The following is an 18,226-nucleotide window of genomic DNA, read 5'->3' on the forward strand; positions in this document are numbered from 1 at the left end:
GTCAGAACATCGATTGGGCGTATTCGCCCGCCGCGTGGCCGATCTGCAACATGCCGCCGACGGTGAAGATGATCGTCAGACCGACCATCGCGAGCAGTGTGGAGCGCAGCATGGCGGAGCGTTGCTTGACACGCTCCGCCACTTCTTCGACGGTCATCAAACCGATCTTGCGAATGCCGGCGTCGAAGTTCGTCCGTCCCGAATACTCGACCAGTCGATCGAAGATTTCCTCGTTGAAAATGCCCGTGTCCATCGCCTTGATCATGCTGCTCTCGCTCTTGAGCGACGCGCGCATGCGCAGCAGATGCGAGCGCATCCACGGCGTCGCGCCCGACATCAGCAGCGAAATGGCGTCGAACACCGATGTCTTCGCGCTGGTCAGCGCAGCGAGCGAGACGAGCAGCTCACCGGCGCGCACGTCGCGATACACGGCGTAGGGCCCGAAGTTGTCGAAGCGGCGACGCAGCGGCCCCGTCCAGCGGTTGAGCGACATGGATACCGCCACCACCAGGGCCGCAGGCACGCCGTAGAGCAACGGCCACCAGTCCGCCACGAAGCCCGACATCGCGTACAGCCCCGCGCCGACCAGCGGGAAATGCTCCGGCGGCATGACTTCGGTCATGATCGGCATCATGCCGTAGGCCACCCCCAATTGAATCGCTGCGAGCAGCACCGACATGAAGATCGGCAGCGTGATGGCCCCGGCAATCGCGGCGCGCGTCTGTTGCTGCAACGTCACCACACGCGCGAGAAAGCGCAGTGTCTCGGCCAGATCGCCCTTCTCACCAGCGGAAATCACGATCAGATCTTCGTTGGGTATCGTGCCTTCCCACGACTTTCTCAGGTTCTTCGAACTGGCCCGATCGCGCCATATCGCATAGAGCGGCGCCATCGGATTGCGCCGCTGCTTGGCGCGCACGTAGCGCCGCGAAAACAGTTCGAACGGATTCGCGCCGTCTTCGATCGCGTCGGCGAAGTCGCTATAGAACTTCGCGCGCGTCTTGCGAAAGCGGCGCTTGGCTTTGGCCAGTCCCGGATACGGATCGCGAGCGGGCGAGAGTCTGGCGAGCAGACGGTTGACGGCTTCGAGCATGGGCTATTGAGTCGCGCGTTGGATTCGGACAGCTTTCGAGAAAAGGGAACGTCACACGCTGGCGAGCCGACGTGGCGGCGGGGTCGTGGTGGCGCCTCCCGTCCAGCATTGAAACTTCTTGAGCTTATAGAACGCCGCTTCGATGTCGAGCGGATCGATGCGGCCCTGCGTCATCTTGTAGATCGCGTGTTCCATCGCCGACTTGCCCAACATGACGGGACTCATCAGATCGCCGTCGTGATGCGAGCGCCAATAGCGCTGCGCGTCCCAGAAGTTCGCCTGACGCAGCAAGTCGAGCAGTTCGTCGGTCATCTCGCACACTTCGGCAACGACGGTCTGGCCGGACGTGCCACGTCCGCTGCATTGCTCGCAACCGGGGCCGGTCACGCGCACACGCGTCACGTCGATCCCGAGACGCTCGATCACCGCGAGCGTCGCCTCGTCGAGATTGCCCACCGCCGGGAGTTTGCAGGCGTCGCACAACACGGGCATGAGCTTCTGGTAGACCATCGCCGTCAGGAAGTTGGGCGACGTGACGGCCGAGAGCGGCATGCCGATTTCGTCGCTCACCAATCGGGGGACGATGCCGAAAGCGCTCGACGCGTGCACGGTCGAGAGCACCTGATGGCCGGTCTCGGTCATCGACTTCGCGAACGAGCCGGTTTCGACATCGCGAATTTCGCCGGGCATGAGCTTGTCCGGATCGCCGCGCAGCAGCACTTTGGCCGCCGCACCGAACGCCGACTCTCCGAAGCCGTCTTCGGCGCGCCGCTGAATCGGAATCTGCGTCACATGCGGCTGGATGTATTCGACGGGATCTTCGATGGAGAAGAATTTCTTACCAGCGTCGCGCTCGTACATCATCATCGTGCGCAGCGTGGTGGATTTCCCCGACCCCGTCTCGCCCGCGATGATCGTGAGACCGGGGCTGCGGTACACGGCGTTCTCCAGCACCTCGACCTGATCCTCGGAATAACCCAGCTCGGAGAGCGACAACACGTCGTCGTCGACGACTTCGTTCACGAGCAATCGTAGGATGACGTCGACGCCGCGATTCTCCTTGACGCTCTGCAAACGCAGTTGATACTTCCGATTGCGCAACGTCATCGGAATCGAGCAGCTCTGATGCTGATCTTCGTCGAAGTGGTTATGACTGCGGCTGCTGGGATCGGCGCGCGAGTTGTAAGCCGCGGAGACGGCGTCGAGCATCGCGTGATAATCGCGCGAGAGCCGGTCGGTCTCGTTCGCAACGCGCAGCTTGCCATGAATGCGCATGCGCACTCGCACGTGCCGTCCTTCGCGAAACTCGAAGTGGATGTCGGAGGCGCGCGCGTCGATGGCGCGCTCGATGATCAGATCGAAGTTGCGATAAGCGCCGGTGCGTTGCTCGTCCGAGCGCACTTCCGTGTCGCCGGGCTGCTGGAGACGCGACTGCATCAGCAGAATTTCTTCTGTCGTGCCGACGTAAATGCCTTCGAGATCGAGCCGGTGCGTGGCCTTCACGGCATGCTCGAAACGCGTGAGCAGATCCGAGCCCTGCATGCGCACGAAGCTCGTGTGTTCGAGCAGCACCAGAAAGAGTCGCGGCTTCATTGCGACCAGCACAAGCGACCCGCTCTCGGCCCCGGCTAACGTAATACCCAGGTCCTGACGCCAGCCGAGCGACTGAATGTCCTCGGGGCGCAGGTCGGCGATCGGTCGCGCCACCGATCCGATGTGCGCGCTGTCACGCGCAAACGCTGCCTGAAAGCGCTCAGTAAACGTCGCCATCGCGTCTCCCCGGTGGTGCCAGCCCGGCACGGCTTTCGGTCACCGCATTCGGCAACAGTAGCCGGCGCGGCTTGCCCGCACGCGTCACGTCGACGAAATCGCTGCCGATATTGACCACGCGCCAGTCCCCGAAGCGATCGCCCGCGCTCACGCTGTAGCCATATCGACCGTCAACGCGCAAATAGGCAACCGTCGTGTTCTCCACGGCATGAATGAAGAGCAGCTCGGGCGGCACCTCGGGTGTGGCCGGTTTCGCGGGCGCCGGGGCCTCGGCGGTGTCGGATGTGCGTTTGGCGTCCAGCGCCTCTTGCGAGGATTTGAGATGCGCGCGAGCGAACGCGTCGATCGTCTCGTCCGCGCACGCCAACTGACTCGCCATCGGCAGCAATACGGCGACCATCATGGCCCTCGGTGCCGTCCGGCGGAGCTTAGTGAACATAGTAGGTTCCTTGTGCGGTGAAGACGGGTTTGTTGTCGTCGATCACGACCTTCAGTTCTTGCAGCGACATGTTGCCGGCACGCATCATCAAACCGGCCACCGAGTCGATGAACGCGAGATGACCGGCGATCTTCCACTCGCCTTTAGCGATGGGCGGCGGCACGTCCGGGCGCGCGGTCACGGCGGGCGGCGCGTTGACGAGTGGCGTGGGCATCGACAGCGAGATGTCCATGCCGTAGTCGCCGAGCGATTGCAGACGCGCACCGGCCGAGCGCAGGAATTGCGCGCGCGGCACGGGTGTCACGCGGGCATCGCCGTCATCGAAATCCTCCAGGTCCTCGAAGCCCTTGTCGTCGACGCGCACCACGCTGCCACTCGTGGGCGCGGGGGCGGCTGTCGCCGCAGGCAGCGCCGACGGGATCAGCACTTCCGTCGCGTTATCCAGATCGACAATCTGCGCTTGCGGACGGTGCGAGAGCAGCAGATCGAAGGTGCCGCCCTCCTGACGCTGCCACCGAATCTCGCACTGCCGGGTATCGCAATCGATGCCGGCCGGACGCCAGCCGCCCGCGCTCGCGGGCAAGGTCTGAATCGCCGCTTGCAGACGTCGCGCATACGACGCCCCGGCCGAGAACGGTTCCGCCGCAATGGCTCTGGCCAGCGACGACTTGTAGGCGTCCACGGGATCGACACGATTCGCGGCGGCGAGCTTCGCCTGTTCCCGCTCGTCGTACCAGCTCCATCCCCACCATCCGGCACCACCGATCATCGTGACCGTCGCGAACACAACGGCCGCGATCTTGACTTGCCGCGCCGGCAACCGCTTGCGCACGACACTCAGACGTCCGTCCCGCGGTCGTTCCTTGCGAACGTAGGCAACGATGTCATCGAGCGAGAGCGTTACGTCCGCACCGGGACAACTCAGCGGCGCGATGCCCGCGATCTGCACGGCCCCGTCGATCTCGCTGCCCCACTGCTCGAGCAGCGCGCGCACTTCCGCTGCGGGCACGACCCGGTCGAGCTGGGGACGGCGATCGCGCAGCGTCACGAAGAGCGACGCGGCGGGATCGTCGGGATCGGGATGCACGAACGCCACGTTCGGCGCGTCGACCAACGCGGTGAGCGCGGCGGCGAGCGCGTAAGGCGGTGACGCGTCGGGTGTCGGCGCGACATCGGGCAACGAGAACAACCCGGCCGTGCGCGTGCCCGCGTCGTCATCGGCCACGGCGTAGTGCGACGCGTCGCGGCTCCGGGCGAGCGTTCGAATCTCAGTCAGCTCTTTTTCCAGACCGATCAGCGTCTCCCACTGTGCGCCGATGGCAAGCTGGTTCGCCAATATGCGGGCCATATCACACGCCCTCGGTCAGTTCGGGCGAGATCATGATCACGACTTCCTTCAATCCCTGCGAGGCCTCTTTCGTCCCGCCCTGATAATTGAAGATGCCGTCGCGATCGGTCTTGTCGTCCTTGCGCCGGAAGCCGCTGAGCACCAGCGTATCGCCGGATTTGAGCGACGCGCGCTGCATCGTCTGGATCGACGCCGTGATCGGCAACTGCATGAACGTACCGACACCCAGACCGTCGTCGTCGCGCCCGCGCTTGTCGTCGCCGATCGAAACCTTCGCGCCGCCGCGATCGCTGCCGACTTGCGCGCTCACCGAGGCGCCACCGTCGTCATCGGAGCCGCCCGTCCCGCTGGGCGCTTCCTTCCCCGTGCGTAGATTGATCTTGTCGAGTTTCTTGAGATCCGACATATCGATCTGCACCTGCAACATCACACTGCGGTTATCCATCAGCGTGGGCAGCAGATTCATCACGAAGCCGGTGGTCAGCACCGACTGTTCGGCCGTGACCACTGCCTGTCCCCCGTAGTTGCCGGGCGTCATCTTCGTCTGCGCGACGAAGCCCTGATTCTGCGTGACGGCCACCGGCGCGGGCTGATTGTTCAGCGTGACGACGGTCGTGTCGATCACGGTGCTCACGCGCCCCTGCTGACTGAGCGCTCTGACGAACGCGCTGGAGCCGGCGAGTCTGCCATTCGGAATCTTGCCGATGCGCAGGCCACCGGTGCGCGCCATCAACGCGCCGCCTGCAGCCGGGCCGGCGAGGTTGGCCACGAAACCGCTGGCCGACTGATACGCCAGATTCCAGTCGATGCCCGTTGCCGAGTTTTCATCGAGCGAGACGGAATACACCTGCACGCGCAGCTTGACCTGACGGCCCAGCACGGCGTTCTCCGACGCAATGTATTGCGCCACGCGCTCCATCACGTCTGCGGTGTCGGTCACCACCAGCGAGCTTGTGCCGACGGACGGCACCACCGTGCCGCCCTCCGAGAGCATGGTGCCGACCGTTTTGACGAGGTCCGACCAGTAATCGAGTTCGGACGACACGCTGACGTTCGCATCCGCATTGAAGCTGAGGTCCACGCCCCCCGCCGAGTTGCCCGCCCCGCCGCCACCCGACGACCCGCGATTCGCCTTCATCTGCGCGCCCTTGCCCACCGACGCCTGATACGACGAACTGCCCGGCATCATCTTGATCTGGAAAGTCCGCGTCACATAGCGGGCGAAATGCACGACACCTTCGCGGTAGGTCCAGTGCGTGCCGGTGCGATGCGCCATGGTGTCGAGCAGACCGCCGAGCGTGCCGGTGTAATGCAGCGGCACCGTCGGCTCGCCGGCATCGGAACAGTTGAGCTGGAAGAGATTCGCGGGACCGCCACCGCCCCCGCCGCCGCCAGGTCCACCGCCTGGTCCACCGCGTGACATGCCGCCGCCGGTGGCGCACGACACATCCGAACTCATGCGGATCGTCAGGCCGTTGCCTCGCGAGATCTGCGCCAATATCACCGACATCGGCAGCGGTGCGCCGGTCGCGAAGCGGACATTGCGTTTGAACAGGTCGGGCAGGGCAACCGTGGCGTCGAGCGGCACGGACTGCTTTGCCAGCCATGCGCCGTCCACGCGTTCGATGGCGCGCACGGGCGCGGCCGAATGATCGTCGAATGCCGTCTTCGCTTCAGACTGCGCCTGCGAGACATTCGCATCGGTCTTCGAGAGCATGCCGGGCGTTCCGCACGCCGTAAGGAACGTGGTAGCGCACAACGCGCCGAGTCGCTTTCTCATGGATTACCGCTTTCGTGATGATGGCCGCGCCCCGGGGGGAGCGCGGCGCTTGTTATTGTGTGGCGTGCACGACACGCAACACGCGATTGGCCTCGTAGACTTTCACGCGGATGGGCGCATCGGAGTTCTGCAACGAGACCACGATTTGCTCGACGATGGAGAAGAAGTCGCCCGTGAAGGTCGCCGGGTATTCGATGGGGAAGTCACGGTCGATTTCCCACGCGAGTTGCCAGCCCTCTCGCGAGGCAAATTCGGCCAACTGCTCCGACACCCGGCTGCCCGGCGAAAAGCTGAGCGCCGTTCCCGAGACGGGCGTGGCCGGCGCAGGCTCGATCACATCGGCCTGCGCGTTTGCCACGACTTCAGGCGCATCCACGGCTTCGGCATCCAGATCTGGCAACGCAGACGCCAGCGGCATCAATCTCGCGTGCTGAACCGAGGCGAAGGTGGATGGCATCGTTGTCGCAGGCATGTGAGGCACACCCGCAAAGGCTGCGAAGCTCACCGATATCGCGACTAGCCCTGGCACACATCGAAAGGCAATCATGGCGTCTCCCTGTCGTCAGGCGCAGTGCTTAGCTGGCAATGGTGAAAAGGATGTCGGCGCGACTCGCCGGCACGTCATTCGACGCATCCTTCGCGAGATCCGCCTTGCCCTTGCACATGCGCGAAACCTTATCCATGCCTTCCGACTTGGAGCGATTCTTGAGCAGAACGTCGTTGATGTAGATCTCGGTAAAGTTCGATTCGAGGCTGGCCACCATCTTTTCGCAAGCCGACACGGGAATCATCGTGTACTTGAGCGCGTAACCCGCCTTGATCGCTGCATCCTTGGGCGCCTCAACGGTCACTTCGCCGCCGAATCGATTCACGTATGCGTTGGCGGTCGTCCCGGTCGTGAGCGAATCGAGCAGATTCAGATCCGTGACGTCCTGAGCATTCGCGACCTTCTTCAGGGTTCCCAGTGTGATGGCGTTCTGCGTGTTGACGACCGCCTGCTGCAACGCCTTTATTTCCTGCGTCGTGCGCACACCGTCCATCAGCTTCGGCACACCGACCAGCGCACCGGCCATGATCAGGCCCATCACCGCCACGGCGACCGAGAGTTCCACCAACGTCACGCCGCGCTGCTTGCCCTTTTGCAATCGCCCAGCCGTTTTGCGCTTCATCTGCACGAGCGCGCTTTCGTTCACTTGCATGTCCATATCCCTCATCCAAGGCAAATCGATTGGAAAAAAATCGCGGCTGGGCAATGTGAGCCCTGCGCCGCGACAGGGGCGATTTATGCCCGAATGCCAGCCACCCCGTTGTCGGTTGCCATCCGGTTTTTTTGCAAATTGACAATCGGGGTGGGCAAGAAAGTGCCTAAGCGCGCGCCAATTCCGATATCTCGGTGCGCATCGCCAAACGACGAATTCGGATCGTCGACGCAGCAGAAAGCGAGGGAGGGCGAGGGTCGCCGGGAGCCGGCGCGATAGAGGGGTGCCATCGGGCCTTCGGAATTTACCCAACCGCAACAAGAGTATTCCCAACGACGTGCGCCGACGTCGTGATTCAGCCGTTTCACAAGGCACATTGCATGCCGTGCGTAGAGGGATCGAGCCCGCACTTCACGTTCCGAAGGCGGGCGCTGCGCGGGAGTTTGCGAGGGCGCCTTCGGTATTCGGACGTCAAACGCTCAGTGTGCGGCCCCCGCCTGTGGGCCGTCGACGCGTGCCGCACCGTGTCCGGTCGCATCGGAACGATCTGCGTCGCCGCCATCGTTCGCCGCTTTGTCGCCGGGCAGCACGAGCGGCCCCTTGCCTGCGAAGCGGTCGAGATACAGATAGATCACCGGCGTGATGTAGAGCGTGATCACCTGCGAGAACAACAGCCCGCCGACCACGGCCAGCCCGAGCGGCTGACGCAGTTCGGCGCCGGCACCGAGACCCAGCGCAATCGGCAACGCGCCCATGAGCGCCGCGAGTGTCGTCATCATGATCGGACGGAAGCGCATCGCGCACGCCTGACGAATCGCCTCAAGCGGTGTCAGGCCGCCATGGCGCTGCGCGTCGAGAGCGAAGTCGATCATCATGATGGCGTTCTTCTTCACGATGCCGATCAGCATCAAGATGCCGATCACCGCGATGAGCGACAGATCCATGCCGAACAGACGCAGCGTAATCAGTGCCCCCACTGCCGCCGACGGCAGGCCCGCCAGAATCGTGAGCGGATGGATGTAGCTCTCGTAGAGCACGCCGAGCAGCACATAGATCACCAGCAGCGCGCCGACGAGCAGCACGACCTGACTCGACTGCGACTTCTGAAACGCCGCTGCATCGCCGCCCCAGCTCGTGATGATGCTCGGCGGGAAGCCCAATTGACGCTGGAAGCCCACGATCTTCTGCGACGCATCGCCCAGCGCCGCGCCCGGCGCGAGGTTGAACGACAGCGTCACGGCCTGCAACTGGCCCTGATGGTTCACCGACACCGGCCCCATCTTGCGCTCGACGGTTGCCACGGCCGAGAGCGGCACCAGCGCACCGCCCTTGCCGCGCACGTAGATCTTGTCGAACGCCCCTTCGTCGCGACGGTCGTTGTCATCCGCCTGCAGGATCACCTGATAGCTGTCGCTCGGTGTGTAGATCGTCGACACCTGACGCTCGCCGAACGCGCTGTACAACGCGCTGCGAATATCGCCAATCGCCACACCCAGCGTGTTCGCTTTGTCGCGGTCGATGGTGAGCTGCGCTTGCAGCCCCTTCATTTGCGCGTCCGTCGTCACGTCGCGGAAGATCGGATCGGCGCGCATGAGGTTCATCAGCCGGTCGGACCACAATTGCATCTCGCCCGGCTTCACGCTCTGCATCACGTACTGATAGCGGCTCTTGCTCTGCTTGCCGCCCAGTTGCAGGTTCTGCACCGGATTGAAGTAGACGTTCAGCCCCGGCACCTGTTTGACGTCGCGCCGCAATGTTTCGAGCACTTCGCTCATGTGCGGACGTTCGTCGTGCGGCTTCAGGTTGATGAACATGCGGCCCTGATTGCTGTCGTTGGCCGACACGATCACCGTTTCCACCGCCGGATTCGCGCGAACGATGTCGCCCGCCTGACGCAGCAGCGCGGACATTGCCGTAAACGAGATGTCCTGCGCGCCTTCGGCCGTCACCTGCACCTGACCGATGTCTTCGCTGGGGAAGAAGCCCTTGGGAATGGTGGCGAACAGCACGCCCGTGGCGATGAACGTTGCCGCAGCCGCGCCCATCACCCATTGGCGATGCGCGAGACACCAGTCGACGCTGCGCACATAGGCGTTCAGCACCCACCCGAAGCCGTCTTCGAACCATTGCGTGGCGCGCAGCCCCAGCCCTTCGTCCTGCTCATGCCTCAGATAGCGGCTGCACAGCATCGGAATCAGCGTGAGCGACACGGCCGCCGACACCAGAATCGCCAGCGACACCACCACCGCGAACTCGTGGAACATCAGCCCGATCACGCCCGGCATGAAGAAGATGGGGATGAACACCGCGACCAGCGAAATCGAGATCGAGAGAATGGTGAAGCCCATCTCGCGCGAACCCACGAGGGCGGCGCGCAGCGGCGGCACGCCGTTCTCGATGTGGCGCACGATGTTCTCGAGCATCACGATGGCGTCGTCGACTACGAGGCCCACGGCAAGCGTAATGCCCAGCAGCGAGATGTTGTCGATGGAATAGCCCATGCCCTTCATGAGCGCGACGGTGCCGATCAGCGACACCGGCAGCGACATCACCGGGATCAGCGTCGCGGCCAGACGTCGCAGGAACAGGAAGATCACCAGCGTGACGAGAATCACCGTGAGCGCGAGCGTGAACTGCACGTCGTCGATGGATTCGCGAATCGACACCGACCGGTCGTTGAGCAGCTTGACCTGAATCGACTGCGGCATCTGCTCCGCAAGACGCGGCAGCGCCGCCTTGACCTGATCGACCGTCGCCACCGTGTTCGCATTGGGCTGACGCAGCACCGCGAGCACGATCGAGCGCTCGCCGTTGACCCAACTGCCGGTCTTCACGGACTCCACGCTGTCCTGCACGTCCGCCACATCGCGCAGATAGACCGGATTGCCGTTCACGCTGGCGATGATGAGGTTCGCGAACTGTTCGGCCTTCGTCATCTGACGATTGGCCTCGATGGTCAGTGTCTGGCGATTGCCGTCGAGCGTGCCCACCGGGCTGTTCGCGTTGGCCGAGGCGAGCGCGCGCGCCACGTCGTCGAGCGTGAGCTTGCGGGCGGCGAGCGCGTCGGGCCGCGCCTTCACGCGCACGGCAAAGCGCTTCTGCCCGAAGATCAGCACCTGCGCCACGCCGGGCAGCGTGGAAAGCGTGGGTGAGACGAGGTTCTCGGCGTAGTCGTCGAGCTCGGCGAGCGACATCGACGGCGAGTTCATCGCGAGGAACAGAATCGGCGCATCCGCCGGATTGACCTTGCGGTACGACGGCGGCGTGGTCATCTCCACCGGCAGCTTGCGCTGCGCGCGGAAGAGCGCGGCCTGCACGTCGACGGCGGCCGCATCGATGTCGCGGTCGCTGTCGAATTCGATGATGATCGACGTGCTGCCCTGCGTGTTGGTCGAACTGATGACCGCCACGCCCGCAATCGTCGAGAACTGCTTTTCCATCGGCGCGGCCACCGAGGCGGCCATCGTTTCCGGACTCGCGCCGGGCAGCGTGGCAGTGACCTGGATGACCGGCGAGTTGTAGCTGGGCAGGGCGGAAATCGGAATCTGGCCGTACGCGATCAGGCCAGCCACGACGGCGGCCACGCACAGCAGAATCGTCATGACCGGCCGGCGGATACAGAGTTCTGAGAGGTTCATGGGGCCTTCCCTGAGCTACCTGTATCGCCATCGCGCGACGCCACGACCGTCACCTTGTTGCCCGGACGCAGGTTTTCCGCCCCCTCCTGCACGACCTTCGCACCGGCAGGCACGCCCTCGACGACCGCGAGCTTCGCTTCCACGTAGCCGACCTTCACGGGCTTGGCGCTCACCTTGCCGTCGTTGCCGATTACGTAGACGAACTTGCCGTCCGGGCCGGTCTGCACCGCTTGCGGCGGCACCACGCTCGCCTGCCTGAGCACGCGGCCGATGACCGCGACGTTCAGGTACATGCCCGGCCACAACTTCGCGTCGCGATTGTCATAGGCGGCCTTCAGGCGGATCGTGCCCGTTTGCGAATCGACGGCGTTATCGATGAAGCTGAGTTGGCCGGAGGCGGTCACGCCGGTGGTGCCGAGCGTGGCCGTCACCGAAACCGGGCCGCCCGCGCGCGCGGCTTGCAACTCGGCCAGCGCGCCTTCGGGCAGCGTGAAACTGATATCGATCGGATCGAGTTGGGTGATGCTCACGAGCGCCGCGCCGCCCGGGGTCACGAGACTGCCCGGATGCACGTTGATGGCGCCGGTGCGGCCATCGATGCCCGCGCGAATCTGGTTGTAGTCGACGGCCACCTGACTGGCGGCAATCGCGGCGCGGTCGGCAGCGACCTGCGCGGTGAGGCTGTCCACGCCGCTTTGCGCCGTGTCGAGCGCGCTTTGCGAGACGAAGTGCTCGGCGATCAGTTGCCTGGTGCGCGCGAGCGTGCGACGCGCGTTGGCGAGATCGGCTTCGTCCTTCGCCAGTTGCGCCTGCACCTTCTTGAGGTTGGCCTCGTCCATGCGCGCATCGAGCGAGAACAGCAACTGCCCGGCTTTGACGAAATCGCCTTCCTTGATATGAACCTGACGGATCGTGCTGGAGATCTGCGGGCGCACGTCGATGGTCTGGCGCGCCGTGACCGTGCCATTGGCAACGAGCCGCACAGGCACGTCGCGCACCTCGACGCTGGCCGCCGTGACGGACGGGGCAGCGGCGGCCCTGACGGGCTTCTCCGCGCCGCGCGAGCGCAGCCAGACGCCCGCCCCAGCGACCACTACGACGGCCAGCAAGCCCGCGCCCCAGCGGCGCGAGCGCTTTCCCCTCACCGCGCCCGCCGCGCCCTTCGCGTCCGGCGATGCGCCGCCTGCGCCGCCCCTGGCGGCCTGTGCCACGGTCTCGTGCCCGCGGACAGCCGCGTCCCCCGGCAACGGCCGGCGGGCGTTCTCGTCACTCATCTTCTTCCCCGTTCCCCATGCGACGCCGACGACCCGGCAAGCCCCCGCTCGCCCGGCTGCGCCTGTTTCTACTGTTAAAACGGCCGTGGATCGCCACGGCCGTTCACGTCATTGCTGTTTTTGCTTTTTGCTGCGGTGCTGCGCTGCGTCATTCCACCTTCATGCCCGTCAACTCGGGTCTGCCGGGTGGATAGGACAACTTCAGTTCGCTCAGCGCGTGCACCAGCAACTCTGCCACCATCAGATTACGGTGGCGTTTTGAGTCGGAAGGCACGATATACCACGGCGCATGTTCCGTCGAGGTAGCCGATAAAGCCGCCTCGTAGGCCTTGGTGTATTGCGGCCAGAAGCTGCGTTCCTTGAGGTCGCCAAGCTCGAATTTCCAGTGCTTGTTCGGATCGTCGATACGCTCCTGGAGACGCTTGCGCTGTTCTTCGGCGGAGATGTACAGGAAGCACTTGACGATGTGCGTGTTGTTGTCCGCGAGCAGTTGTTCGAAATTGTTGATGTGCGTGTAGCGGCGCTTGCACTCGTCGGCGTCGATCCAGTCGTGCACGCGCGTGATGAGCACGTCTTCGTAATGGCTGCGATTGAAAATCGCCAACTCGCCCGCCGCGGGCACGACCCGGTGCACGCGCCAGAGGAAGTCGCGCGCCAGCTCGATGGGCGTGGGCGATTTGAAGTTGGCCACGCGAATGCCCAGCGGGTCCACATTCTGAAATACCGCGCGTATGGTGCCGTCCTTGCCGCTGGTGTCCATGCCCTGGAGTACGAGCAACACACGGTGCTTGCTGTTGGCATGCAAAATGGTCTGCAATTCGTCGAGCTTGAGCGCCAGTTCGGCCAGACGTGCCTTGTCGTCGTCCTTGCTCTCACCCGAAAACGGCTTCTCGGCCGGGTCAAAGGCGGAGAGGTCCAGCTTCTTGCCGAGCGGTACGCGGTATTTCTCGAACATCGCCAACTCCTTCGTGAAAAGCTAGCTGGCAGTATCGCGCAATTTGCGGGGGGCGCAAAAAAAGCGGATGGCATAAGCGAAGCGTCGGGCGAGATAAGGAACGGTGGCGCACGCGGGCGGTGTACCGTCGCAGGACAAAACAAAAGGCGCGGTGCCGAAAATCGGCGACCGCGCCTTTTGCTTCGAACGTCTCACCGTTCGCACAGGTCGCGAGTGCGGCCCGTGCGAACGTTCAGCCCGCGTCAGGCATCGAATCAGGCACCGAGCTTCTTCTTGAGCAACTCGTTGACCTGCGCCGGGTTGGCCTTGCCCTTGGTGGCCTTCATCGCCTGACCGACCAGCGCGTTGAACGCTTTCTCCTTACCCGCGCGGAACTCCTCGACGGACTTGGCGTTGGCGGCGAGCACTTCGTCGATGATCTTCTCGATCGCGCCGGTGTCCGTAATCTGCTTGAGGCCCTTCGCTTCGATGATGCGATCGGCGGCGCCCTCGTCGGTAGCGCGCTCTTCCCACATCAGTTGGAAGACTTCCTTGGCGATCTTGTTCGAGATCGTGTTGTCGGCGATACGGGCGAGCAGGGCCGCGAGCTGCACGCTCGACACCGGGCTGGCTTCGATGCCGATGTCTTCGCGATTGAGCAACGACGACAGCTCGCCCATGATCCAGTTGGCGGCGGGTTTGGCGCTCGCCTTGCCGGCCTTGGCGACCACGGCTTCGAAGTAAGTGGCTTGCGCCTTCGATTGGGTGAGCACCGCGGCGTCGTAATCCGACAGGCCGTACGACTCGACGAAGCGGGCCTGCATGCCGGCCGGCAGTTCGGGCAGCGCTGCGCGTACGCGCTCGACCCACTCGCTGTCGATCACGAGCGGCATCAGGTCCGGGTCCGGGAAGTAGCGGTAGTCGTGCGCGTCTTCCTTGCTGCGCATCGAACGCGTTTCCTTCTTGTCCGGATCGTACAGACGCGTTTCCTGCACCACGGTGCCGCCGTCTTCGATCAGTTCGATCTGACGGCGCACTTCGTACTGGATCGCCTCTTCGAGGAAGCGGAACGAGTTCAGGTTCTTGATCTCGGCGCGCGTGCCGAATTCCTTCTGACCGACCGGACGCACGGACACGTTGGCGTCGCAACGGAACGAGCCTTCCTGCATGTTGCCGTCGCAAATGCCGAGCCACACCACCAGACCGTGCAGCGCCTTCGCGTACGCCACGGCTTCGGCCGCGCTGCGCATTTCCGGCTCCGTCACGATCTCGAGCAGCGGCGTGCCTGCGCGGTTCAGGTCGATGCCGGTCATGCCGGCGAAGTCTTCGTGCAGCGATTTGCCTGCGTCTTCCTCAAGGTGCGCACGCGTGAGCGTGACGACCTTTTCATACGCTTCGCGGCCGGTGCGGGCGTCGGCTTCGACCTGAATCTTCAGCGAGCCGCCCTGCACCACCGGGATTTCGTACTGGCTGATCTGATAGCCCTTGGGCAGATCCGGGTAGAAGTAATTCTTGCGCGCGAAGATGCTGCGCGGCGCAATCGTCGCCCCAATGGCCAGACCGAATTCGATCGCGCGCTCGACAGCCCCGCGATTGAGCACGGGCAGCACGCCCGGCAGCGCCAGATCCACGGGACAGGCCTGCGTGTTGGGGGCCGCGCCGAACTGCGTCGAAGCGCCCGAGAAAATCTTGGAAGCGGTGGAGAGCTGCGTGTGCGTCTCCAGACCAATAACGACTTCCCATTGCATAAGGTTCACCCTGTCTCAACTTGTCGGCACGGCACATTCGCCCTGCCTTTGCCGCCGGTCGCCGCCCCCTTGGCGACGGCCCGGCCTGTTTCCTGTTCGTCGATGCCTGCCGGCGATAACAGCACGTGGCGGCATCATCGGCACCGTTGGCCTAACCGCCCGTCTGCCCTTATCTGCGCGTGTCGGCTGCGCAAATGCCCGAGTGCGGATCGAAGCTCACCGGCCATGCGTTCTCATAGATGCCCGGCGTGCAATACGCCTCGCAGTTCGCATGCCCGATGGTCACGTTGCCCGGATCCTGCCAGATGAGCAGCTTGCAGCTTCCGCTGTTCGCCCGCAGCTCAATGCTCGGACGCCACTGCGTCTGGTGAAAATCCGCCAGATTGAAGTGGCAGCTCCCGCGCTTGCCCACCCACAGACGCCAGTCCAGCGACTGCACCTGATTGGCCGATACCTTGAGCGTCGCCTGCTCGCGAAATCCGTCTTCATCGGTCTGCGAGCAGTAGCCCGACAGATTGATTTCGCGGTACGCGATCGGCGTCGGGCGCGAGAACGGCAGCGAGCACGACGCGAGCGTGAGCACCATGCCGGCCAACGCCAGTCCCCGGGAGACGAAGGCCAGCGCGGCAGTGCGCGAACCGGCCGGAGCGAGAGACGTCATCACGCGCAGGCGGCCCATGATCAAACGCCCGCCGGTGCGCGCTTGTGCCAGTCGGTCGCGCGCTGGAACGCGTCGGCCACTTGCAGCAGGCGGGCTTCGTCGAAATAGTTGCCGATCAGTTGCAGACCGACCGGACGCGCTTCGCGTCCCGGGCCCACCGGCAGGCTCATGCCCGGCAGACCGGCCAGGCTCACCGACAGCGTGTAGATGTCGGCGAGATACATCTGCACCGGATCGGCGCTCTTCTCGCCGAGATTCCACGCCACCGACGGCGCGACCGGGCCCATGATGACGTCGCACTGGGCGAACGCGTTCTGGAAGTCCTGTGCGATCAGACGGCGAATCTTCTGCGCTTGCAGATAGTAGGCGTCGTAATAGCCGTGCGAGAGCACGTAGGTGCCCACGAGAATCCGGCGCTTGACCTCGGTGCCGAAGCCTTCGGCACGCGACTTCTTGTACATGTCGAGCAGATCGCGGTATTCGGCCGCGCGATGGCCGAAGCGCACGCCGTCGAAACGCGACAGGTTCGACGAGGCTTCCGCCGGCGCGAGCACGTAGTACACGGGGATCGACAGCTCCGTCTTCGGCAGCGACACCGGCACGCGCACGGCGCCTAGCTTTTCGAACTCGGCCAGGGCGTTCTCGATGGATTCGCGCACATCGGCGTCGAGGCCTTCACCGAAGTACTCGGCGGGCAGGCCGATGCGCAGACCGGCCAGCGGCTTGTCGGCCGTTGCACCGTCGAGCGGCTTGCCCAGACCGCGCGCGAAGTCTTCGTCGGCGCGCTCCAGACTGGTCGAATCGCGAGCGTCGAAACCAGCCATGCCGTTGAGCAGCCATGCGCAATCCGCCGCGCTGTGACCGAACGGGCCGCCCTGGTCGAGCGACGAGGCGAACGCGATCATGCCGTAGCGCGACACGCGGCCGTACGTCGGCTTGATGCCGGTCACGCCGCAGAATGCGGCCGGCTGACGGATCGAGCCGCCGGTGTCGGTGCCGGTGGCGACCGGCGCGAGGCGCGCAGCCACGGCAGCGGCCGAGCCACCCGACGAGCCGCCGGGCACGGCGCGCTTGTCCCACGGGTTCTTCACCGGGCCGTAGTACGAGTTTTCGTTCGACGAGCCCATGGCGAACTCGTCCATATTGGTCTTGCCCAGCGTGACCATGCCTGCGTCGGCCAGACGCTCGACGACGGCGGCGTCGTACGGGCTCACGTAGTCCTTGAGCATGCGCGAGCCGGCGGTGCTGTGCCAGCCACGCGTGACGAAGACGTCCTTGTGCGCGACGGGAATGCCCAGCAGCGGCTGGTTCGCGCCGTCACCGGCGGCGATGCGCGCATCGGCGGCGCGCGCCTGCGCGAGGCTCGCCTCGGCGTCGACGTGCACGAAGGCGTTCAGATCGGCGGCACCGGCAATGCGGTCCAGATAGTGCTGCGTCAACTCGACGCTCGACACGCGCTTGGCGTCGAGCGCGGCGCGCAAATCCTGCAAATGAATCAGATCTTGTTCCATGGTGGCTGCTGTACTGGGTAGCGCATTAAGGCATGAAGGCCTCGAAGCGTGAACCGGACTGGGGGCATACGACCTCGCCCGGCATCACTGGCGTCGGACGGCGCGAGCGCCCGCGATTGCGAACGTTGCGCCGTGCGCCCCGCTCATTCGATGACCTTCGGCACCAGATAGAGGCCGTCCTGCACGGCGGGCGCCGGACGCTGATTCGCGTCGCGATCGACGACTTCCGTCACGGCATCGGTACGCAGGCGCTGGGCAACGGCCTGTATTTGCTCGATCGGATGCGCCAGCGGGGCGACGTCCGTCGTGTCGACCGACTGCATCTGCTCGACGAGCGCGAAGAAGCCGTTGAGCTCCTTTTCCATGTGAGCCGCCTCGTCATCGGCCAACTCGAGACGCGCGAGATGGGCGATGCGTTTGACGTCTGAGAGATTCAAAGCCATGAAGAAATCCCGAAAAAATGCGCATTGAATGGCAGTCGAATGCATGGCTGCCGCCAAAATTAGGGGCAGAATGCGGAGAATCTGCGGGCGAGCGCGAACTCGTCTGTCGTTTTACTCCGTGCATCGTACTGCGCAGGACGGTTGGCACACCGTGCCACAAGGCTCCCGGCGAGCATGCCGCGAGGGTCGAATGTGGTCTCAACGTGCTTGTTTTTCCTGCAAAACCTGCGAAATTATAAGGTATCATTGCGCATTAAATTTGCGTCGGAGCGTGTTTTTGCACCCTCCGCCGCTGTCGCGCAGGTGGGCCGCCGCAAGTCCGGGGGGCGCGACAGACGATCGCGCAGTCCAGTGGAAGACCCTGACGCGACGGATTTATTGACGGCAG

At 64.3% G+C, this 18,226-nt stretch carries 14 protein-coding genes; all 14 read right to left on the reverse strand.

Translation table 11 applies throughout. The features are described from left to right. Window position 1: 1 nt before the first annotated feature. On the reverse strand, window positions 2–1,093 hold the full coding sequence (locus tag ACIPHM_RS16935; RefSeq protein WP_400330395.1) for a hypothetical protein: 1,092 nt from the start codon (window positions 1,091–1,093) through the stop codon (window positions 2–4). A gap of 51 nt (window positions 1,094–1,144) precedes the next feature. Continuing rightward, window positions 1,145–2,863: a GspE/PulE family protein gene (locus ACIPHM_RS16940; RefSeq protein ID WP_400330397.1), complete on the reverse strand. Its 1,719-nt coding sequence runs from the start codon at window positions 2,861–2,863 to the stop codon at window positions 1,145–1,147. Beyond that, entirely contained in the window at window positions 2,847–3,302 is a 456-nt protein-coding gene (locus ACIPHM_RS16945) for a hypothetical protein (RefSeq protein ID WP_400330400.1), read from the reverse strand. Before ACIPHM_RS16945 ends, ACIPHM_RS16940 begins: the two co-directional genes overlap by 17 nt. After that, window positions 3,292–4,650 (reverse strand): type 4b pilus protein PilO2, encoded by a 1,359-nt coding sequence (gene pilO2, locus ACIPHM_RS16950; RefSeq protein ID WP_400330403.1) that lies wholly within the window; start codon window positions 4,648–4,650, stop codon window positions 3,292–3,294. The genes ACIPHM_RS16945 and pilO2 overlap by 11 nt, the downstream gene beginning before the upstream one ends. A gap of 1 nt (window position 4,651) precedes the next feature. Further along, window positions 4,652–6,430, reverse strand: a complete 1,779-nt coding sequence (locus ACIPHM_RS16955) for a secretin N-terminal domain-containing protein (RefSeq protein ID WP_400330406.1) — start codon at window positions 6,428–6,430, stop codon at window positions 4,652–4,654. Window positions 6,431–6,482: 52 nt separating this feature from the next. Then, a complete protein-coding gene (locus ACIPHM_RS16960; RefSeq protein WP_400330409.1) occupies window positions 6,483–6,887 on the reverse strand; it encodes a toxin co-regulated pilus biosynthesis Q family protein in 405 nt (134 codons plus the stop codon). Between the two features lie 118 nt (window positions 6,888–7,005). Continuing rightward, the gene (locus ACIPHM_RS16965) at window positions 7,006–7,629 is read right to left on the reverse strand and encodes a type 4 pilus major pilin (protein ID WP_400330412.1); all 624 of its coding nucleotides are present in this window, start codon (window positions 7,627–7,629) and stop codon (window positions 7,006–7,008) included. Window positions 7,630–8,108: 479 nt separating this feature from the next. Continuing rightward, the gene (locus tag ACIPHM_RS16970) at window positions 8,109–11,267 is read right to left on the reverse strand and encodes an efflux RND transporter permease subunit (protein WP_400330414.1); all 3,159 of its coding nucleotides are present in this window, start codon (window positions 11,265–11,267) and stop codon (window positions 8,109–8,111) included. Then, window positions 11,264–12,541 (reverse strand): efflux RND transporter periplasmic adaptor subunit, encoded by a 1,278-nt coding sequence (locus ACIPHM_RS16975; RefSeq protein WP_400330416.1) that lies wholly within the window; start codon window positions 12,539–12,541, stop codon window positions 11,264–11,266. The genes ACIPHM_RS16970 and ACIPHM_RS16975 overlap by 4 nt, the downstream gene beginning before the upstream one ends. 148 nt (window positions 12,542–12,689) lie before the next feature. Then, the gene (locus ACIPHM_RS16980; protein ID WP_400330418.1) at window positions 12,690–13,496 is read right to left on the reverse strand and encodes a polyphosphate kinase 2 family protein; all 807 of its coding nucleotides are present in this window, start codon (window positions 13,494–13,496) and stop codon (window positions 12,690–12,692) included. Window positions 13,497–13,750: 254 nt separating this feature from the next. Next, window positions 13,751–15,223: an Asp-tRNA(Asn)/Glu-tRNA(Gln) amidotransferase subunit GatB gene (gene gatB, locus ACIPHM_RS16985; protein WP_400330421.1), complete on the reverse strand. Its 1,473-nt coding sequence runs from the start codon at window positions 15,221–15,223 to the stop codon at window positions 13,751–13,753. Between the two features lie 169 nt (window positions 15,224–15,392). Next, window positions 15,393–15,809 (reverse strand): hypothetical protein, encoded by a 417-nt coding sequence (locus ACIPHM_RS16990; RefSeq protein ID WP_400330867.1) that lies wholly within the window; start codon window positions 15,807–15,809, stop codon window positions 15,393–15,395. 95 nt (window positions 15,810–15,904) lie between these two features. Beyond that, entirely contained in the window at window positions 15,905–17,395 is a 1,491-nt protein-coding gene (gene gatA / locus ACIPHM_RS16995; RefSeq protein ID WP_400330423.1) for an Asp-tRNA(Asn)/Glu-tRNA(Gln) amidotransferase subunit GatA, read from the reverse strand. A gap of 143 nt (window positions 17,396–17,538) precedes the next feature. After that, complete coding sequence (gene gatC / locus ACIPHM_RS17000; RefSeq protein ID WP_400330425.1) at window positions 17,539–17,838, reverse strand: Asp-tRNA(Asn)/Glu-tRNA(Gln) amidotransferase subunit GatC; 300 nt, start codon at window positions 17,836–17,838, stop codon at window positions 17,539–17,541. Between the last annotated feature and the right edge of the window lie 388 nt (window positions 17,839–18,226).

Origin of the sequence: Pandoraea sp. NPDC087047 (assembly GCF_044745225.1) — a bacterium.
In the GTDB taxonomy this organism is placed as follows: Bacteria; Pseudomonadota; Gammaproteobacteria; order Burkholderiales; family Burkholderiaceae; genus Pandoraea.